We start from the raw sequence: 5,127 nt of genomic DNA, 5'->3' as shown, positions 1-5,127 counted from the left end.
ATCTTTACACGCGATTTTACGGGCATGGGCTGGCGACGATTGCCGTGTGCGAAGCCTACGGCATGACACGCGATCCGGCCCTCCGCCAGCCTGCTGAGCGGGCGATCGCATTTATCGTGCAATCCCAAAACCCCGAATTGGGCGGGTGGCGGTACGAGTCTCGAAAAGAAGCCGACACGTCTGTCACCGGATGGCAGCTTATGGCACTGAAAAGTGCCCAGATGGCCGGATTGCAGGTGCCCGCCGCGACACTGGAAGGCGTCTCGCGATGGCTCGATCGGGCGCAGGTGGAAGGTGGGGCCCGTTATGTCTACAGCCCCTATGCAGGAAATAGTTCATCCGCCGCTCATCTGAAGGCGCCCAGTCGTGCGATGACAGCCGAGGGATTACTCATGCGCATTTATCTGGGTTGGGGGCCCGACAACCCCGCCCTGCAACGAGGTGCCGATTTTCTGGCTCGCAATCTGCCGAGTTACGGAACCGCCGAAAATCCCCTGCGGGACACCTACTACTGGTATTACGCCACCCAGGTGATGTTTCAAATGCAGGGCGAATATTGGAAAGCCTGGAACCAGGCCATCCAGCAACTCCTTCTTCGGGAACAGGTGCAATCCGGACCATGGGCAGGGAGTTGGGATCCGTTACGGTCTGTGGCCGACCGGTGGGGCAATGAGGCGGGCCGACTGTACGTCACCGCCATGCACCTGCTCATCCTCGAAGTGTACTACCGGCACCTGCCCTTGTTCAGAACGCTTGCCCAGAAGGATTGAATTCGCAGACCGGGACCTCACCGCACCATGGATCTTCCCCTGAGACTGCTACCGGTGGAAGAACGATGGACCTGCCACGGCTGCGGTATTTGCTGCCGTCACGTGATCATCCCCCTTTCCCCCGAGGAATACGCAAGGATCCGCGGCCAGGGATGGAACAAAGACCCAGCGCTCGCGGGGAAGCGATTATTTGTTCGTACGCGGCTCTGGCCTCCCCGGTATCGATTGGCCCATCAGGAAGACGGCTACTGTGTTTTTCTCAGTCCCACCGGTCGTTGCCGCATTCACGAGCGATTCGGGGCAGAGGCCAAGCCGCTCGTCTGTCGGATGTTCCCTTATCAGACTGTGGCTTTGGATAAATTTGCGTACCTCACGCTGCGGCATAACTGCCCCAGTGTGATCCGGCACGCAGGCCAGCCGCTCTCGCAACAGGAAGACCAGTGGCGACCGCTTGCCGAGCATCCCCGCTTGCGTCCCCGGACAACGGTGCCGCCTCCCATCACTCTAGGTTACCGGGGGACCTGGAATCAGTTTCTGCGAGCGGCAGGGGTTGTGGAACGCCTCCTCTGCAATCCTTCCTATCCCATGGTCCGCCGGCTTGTTCACGCGCTGCTGTTCGCGCAGACCCTGGACGCCTGTCGGCTGAGCCGCCTGGATCAGCAGCAGTACGTTGAGCTGCTCCGCATGCTGGAAGAGAGTGTGCCGAAGGAAGCCGAGCCACTTTTCCGCGACCGCGTCCCGCCGGATGCGGCAGCCCAGTTTATTTTCCGCCGGATCCTGCTGGACTACCTCCGCCTGCATCCGGGGTTTCCACTCAAAGAATCGTGGCGGGGGCGGCTTCAGTGGGCGAAAATGGCGCTGGCGATCGCCAGGGGAAAAGGCGACATTCCGGCGCTCGCGCCGCCAGAGGTCGCTCTTAAGTTCCAGGGCGAACGAGCGACGTTTTCGGGCAGCGTCTCGCTGGCAGAACTGGGCCGCAGTTTGACGGGGTTACATCGAGACGTGCTCACGCCCCTCGATGAGTACTACGAGGCCATGGCCATCTCCCGCCGCTTCGCGGTCAATGGCCGACGGGGCTGGCCTCTAACCGATCGTATTCGCGCCCTGGCCGCGTCCTTCCCCGCGGCCCTTGCCGTTCTCCGCCTGGCAACTCCCGGCCGACTTCCCACGACCGAAGACATGACGGCGGTGGTGATCGCCCTCGATCGCGGAGAAGGCCTGGCCTCGCTCGCCAGCCGAACTTACCGGCGAAGGCTACGGGCGCTGGGGCACAGCGGCCAGCTCATTCGACTGGTCATCTGGTGGGCCCGATAAATCGTCTCCCGTGTCACTCCCCGCGCATCAATCCGTCACCGGATAAAACACTAGGCACACGGGAGCCCCCACGGAGACCTGCTTTCCTGTGGGGGTGGGAATGCCCGTCTCGCTGTCGATCTTGAAAATGACGACGTTGTTCGTGTCCTGGTTGGCGGCCAGTAAATACCTGCCGGTAGGATCCACCCCGATGAAGCGAGGAGTTTTCCCTTGCGTGGAGACGTTGATCTTCAGCTCCAGCCGTTTCCCACCATCTGAGACAGCAAACACGGCCACAGAATCGTGCCCGCGATTGGAGGTGTAAACAAACCGACCGGTCGGATGGACGGCGATTTCCGCCGCTGTGTTCTGGCCGGTGAAATCCGCAGGCAATGCGGAGACACTCTGTAACAGTCGGCTAGGCCCCCCGTCATCACAGGCAAAAATGCTCACGGTCGTGGTGAGCTCGTTAAGGACATAGAGAACCTTCCCGCTAGGATGAAACGCGAAATGCCGCGGTCCCGAGCCCGGCGGCACCTGCACGAACGGCGGCTTGTGGGGAGTGAGCTGCCCTCGAGTACCATCCCAATCGAACAGCAAAACTTGGTCCAGCCCCAGGTCGGGTACCACAACAAGTTTGCCGGTCGGATTGAAGCCGATCTGATGGGCATGAGGGCTTGTCTGTCGCGTGGGGTGCACACTCTTTCCCTCCTGCTTTATCAGGCAAACAGTCGGCCCAAGCCCGCCGTCCGGCGAAACTGGCAAGACCGCCACGCTTCCCCCGCCATAATTGGCGACCAGGACGAATCGGCCTGTGGCGTCCACGCTGACGTGGCAAGGCCCGGAACCGCCCGACGGTTGCTGATTGATCAAGCTCAATCGGCCCGAGCGGACATCCACCGCAAAGGCGCTGACGCTGCCCGTCCGTCTGCCGGACATTTCCCAGAGCTCTCCCACCGCATACAAAAGGGGTTTTTGGGGATGCAGTGCCAGAAACGAGGGATTCTGTGCCTCCGCGGCCAGCACCGGCTCGCTGAGAGTTCCCTCCTCCGCGTTGAATCGGCTCACATAGATCCCCTTGCTGGTGCCCCGTGTGTATGTGCCGTAGAATACCCAGTACTCATCTCCCAGAACAGGCCATCCTGCTCCGGCCGAAAGGCTGAGGACAAGCCCCGTCAGGAATGTGACAACCAACCTGCTCATGTCCACTTCTCCACTGAGGCCAAACCGAACGGGAAACGCCGCGTTCTCCAGGGTAATCTGCGCAAGCCCTATTTTCATCTGGCGAGGGTCCCGGGCAAGAACGCCCCCCAGGGAACCGCGCGAAAGGAAAGATTCATTCGTTAAAAGGGGCGGAACCGCTGTCGTGGTCGGTGGTTTTCTTCTCCTTGGATTCACCAGGAAGAGGATAGGGCTGATCGATACCCGGCAGATTGGGCACATCGAACTCCAGCTCGCCTAACTCTTCCAGAGGCGGCCGGGATTGGCAACCCGGCGCAGCAACGAGCAAAAGGCCACCTACCAGCGAAAAAACGCAGATAATACAGAGCTTCAGACCGTGTCCCATCGCTGGATAAACTCCCCTGGTACGAGACTCTTACTCTGCGGAACACCGCTTGAGCCATCGAAGCGCTCGGGCGAAATGAGTGCGCCGCCCGATTTTTTTCTTTGGATTCACCCCTTCATTGTTTCCTAAAATGGATGACGGACGCAATCGACGCGTCTTCCTGTCTGGTTTGTGACGTCGTGTCCGCGGATGTCAGCCGATGCCCAGCGATCGGGAGGAAATCACCCGGCAAATTCGGAAAGCCGCCGAGGATCTGGGATTTGCGCCGGTGGGGATCTGTTCCGCCGTAGAGCCACCTCATTTTTCTTTTTTTGTGGAGTGGCTGGAAAAGGGCTTTCACGGGGAGATGAAGTATCTGGAACGTCGGCGGGAAGCGTACGCCCATCCCCGGTCGGTTTTGGAAGGCGTGCGGACCATCGTGATGCTGGGATTTCCCTATCGCACGGTAGAACCCTCGCCGAGTGCGGTCGGTAAAGGGAGGATTTCGCGGTACGCGTGGGGAAAAGATTACCACGACCTGATCCGGAGCAAGCTCAAAAGCCTCGGCCAAACAGTGAAAGAACTCTGCCCGGGGAGTGAGACACGGGGCGTGGTCGATACGGCGCCGCTTCTGGAACGCGAATTTGCTCAACTCGCCGGTCTGGGCTGGATCGGCAAAAACACGCTGCTCATTAATCCCCGCCTGGGGAGCTGGCTCTTTCTGGCAGCACTTCTGACGACGGCCGACCTGGTGGTGGACAGGCCTTTTGAAGCCAATCACTGCGGGACGTGCACCGCCTGTCTGCGTGCGTGTCCCACTGGAGCGCTCGTCGCTCCGTATGTCCTCGATGCCCGACGATGCCTCAGCTATTTGACGATCGAGCTCCGCGGTCCGATCCCTCAGGAATGGCGATCCTCTGTTGATGATTGGTTTTTTGGTTGCGACATCTGTCAGGAAGTCTGCCCCTGGAACCGACGGGCGCCGGTGAGCGGGGAGCCTTCACTCATGCCTCGCTGGGGAACCCACGTCGAACTGATTGAGCTTTTCCAGTGGAGCGACGAGCAGTTCCGTTCGGCGTTTCGGGACATGCCGTTGTGGCGAGCCAAACGGCGGGGTCTTTTGCGAAATGCCGCGATCGTCCTGGGAAATCAACGCTGCAGGGAAGCGGTACCAGCGCTGACCAGAGGACTGGAGGATTCGGATCCTGTCGTGCGGGAAGCATGCGGCTGGGCCCTCGTCGAGATCGCAACAGAGGAGGCGGTGTCGGCCGTGCGGGCGCGGATGGATAGCGATCCGGACCCCTGGGTTCGGGAGCAACTCAGCCGACACTTGGATAGAATTATGCAAATCACAGCATGCCACGACGGGGCGGAAGAACCGCGCCCACCAGGCAGCGGGTCTTGGAAAAGCCGGGAGAACACATAAAACTTGTCGGGGGAATTCATGAATTGCCCCGACCGAAGCGCGGGGCGTATGATCGTGTGGCGCGGCCCGGGCGGCACCGGGCCCTCCAATCG

4 protein-coding genes and 1 pseudogene are annotated in these 5,127 nt (G+C 60.6%); 3 read left to right on the top strand and 2 right to left on the bottom strand.

Features of this window, described 5'->3' with window-relative positions:
* Together H5U08_RS09795 and H5U08_RS09790 are read left to right on the top strand one after the other, a co-directional pair.
* Positions 1–770 (top strand): annotated as a pseudogene (locus H5U08_RS09795) (hypothetical protein); the annotation flags it as partial.
* A 27-nt stretch (positions 771–797) separates the two neighbouring features.
* Complete coding sequence (locus tag H5U08_RS09790; RefSeq protein WP_297032544.1) at positions 798–2,084, top strand: YkgJ family cysteine cluster protein; 1,287 nt, start codon at positions 798–800, stop codon at positions 2,082–2,084.
* 27 nt (positions 2,085–2,111) lie between these two features.
* Here H5U08_RS09790 and H5U08_RS09785 read toward each other — a convergent pair whose 3' ends face one another.
* Both H5U08_RS09785 and H5U08_RS09780 read right to left on the bottom strand, forming a co-directional pair.
* Positions 2,112–3,344, bottom strand: coding sequence for a lactonase family protein (locus H5U08_RS09785; RefSeq protein WP_297032542.1), 1,233 nt, complete (start codon positions 3,342–3,344; stop codon positions 2,112–2,114).
* 55 nt (positions 3,345–3,399) lie between these two features.
* Positions 3,400–3,630: a hypothetical protein gene (locus tag H5U08_RS09780; RefSeq protein WP_297032541.1), complete on the bottom strand. Its 231-nt coding sequence runs from the start codon at positions 3,628–3,630 to the stop codon at positions 3,400–3,402.
* A gap of 199 nt (positions 3,631–3,829) precedes the next feature.
* Between H5U08_RS09780 and queG the strand changes: the two genes are divergently transcribed.
* Positions 3,830–5,035 (top strand): tRNA epoxyqueuosine(34) reductase QueG, encoded by a 1,206-nt coding sequence (gene queG / locus H5U08_RS09775; RefSeq protein WP_297032539.1) that lies wholly within the window; start codon positions 3,830–3,832, stop codon positions 5,033–5,035.
* The last annotated feature ends 92 nt before the right edge of the window (positions 5,036–5,127 follow it).

Source organism: Thermogutta sp., assembly GCF_014359955.1.
In the GTDB taxonomy this organism is placed as follows: Bacteria; Planctomycetota; Planctomycetia; order Pirellulales; family Thermoguttaceae; genus Thermogutta.
The sequence above is the reverse complement of the archived record's forward strand: the minus strand, read 5'-3'. Positions and strand labels throughout refer to the sequence as shown.

Coding starts and splice junctions, on each gene's coding strand:
- H5U08_RS09790 (WP_297032544.1), top strand. CDS start 798: ATGGATCTTCCCCTGAGACTGCTACCGGTGGAAGAACGATGGACCTGC.
- H5U08_RS09785 (WP_297032542.1), bottom strand. CDS start 3,344: ATGAAAATAGGGCTTGCGCAGATTACCCTGGAGAACGCGGCGTTTCCC.
- H5U08_RS09780 (WP_297032541.1), bottom strand. CDS start 3,630: ATGGGACACGGTCTGAAGCTCTGTATTATCTGCGTTTTTTCGCTGGTA.
- queG (WP_297032539.1), top strand. CDS start 3,830: ATGCCCAGCGATCGGGAGGAAATCACCCGGCAAATTCGGAAAGCCGCC.